This is a genomic window from Thermomicrobium sp. CFH 73360, assembly GCF_023806465.1.
Taxonomy (GTDB): Bacteria; Chloroflexota; Chloroflexia; order Thermomicrobiales; family Thermomicrobiaceae; genus Thermomicrobium.
Genome location: NZ_JAMSLS010000028.1, coordinates 1 through 537 on the forward strand (window position 1 = coordinate 1; position 537 = coordinate 537).

Annotated in this window: 1 protein-coding gene and 1 pseudogene; both read right to left on the reverse strand. The window is 35.4% G+C overall.

What is annotated here, in order from left to right; all coding sequences use genetic code 11:
• On the reverse strand, nt 1-183 hold a 183-nt coding region (locus tag NET03_RS13370), incomplete at its 3' end, for a cytochrome b N-terminal domain-containing protein (RefSeq protein ID WP_252129384.1).
• A gap of 161 nt (nt 184-344) precedes the next feature.
• Nucleotides 345-524, reverse strand: a pseudogene (locus tag NET03_RS13890) (cytochrome b N-terminal domain-containing protein).
• Nucleotides 525-537 lie beyond the last annotated feature (13 nt).

A 537-nucleotide genomic window follows, 5' to 3' on the forward strand; every position in this document is an offset into this window, starting at 1 on the left:
TACTAGATCTTTGAAGGTGTAATAAGGGTGAAAAGGGATTTTTTCAGGGGCTGAATTTAATCCTAAAGGATTATTGGACCCATTCTCATGAAGAAAAATTAAATGAATTCCTACTATAGCTATAAGAATAAAAGGTAAAATGAAATGGAAAGCAAAAAATCGAGTAAGGGTGGGGCTACCCACTGAAAATCCTCCTCATAGTCATTGGACTAGGTCTTGCCCTAAATAGGGGATAGTTGAAAATAAACTGGTGATTACTGTAGCACCTCAGAAGGATATTNTTGGACTAGGTCTTGCCCTAAATAGGGGATAGTTGAAAATAAACTGGTGATTACTGTAGCACCTCAGAAGGATATTTGACCCCAAGGAAGGACATATCCTACAAAAGCTGTTGCTATTAAAATAAATAAAATAATAATTCCTGAAATTCATACTTTAGAGGAGCGGAATGAGTTATAGTAGATTCCTCGCCCAATGTGAATATAGATACAGATAAAGAAAAAAGAAGCTCCATTCGCATGTATAACTCGTAATAAT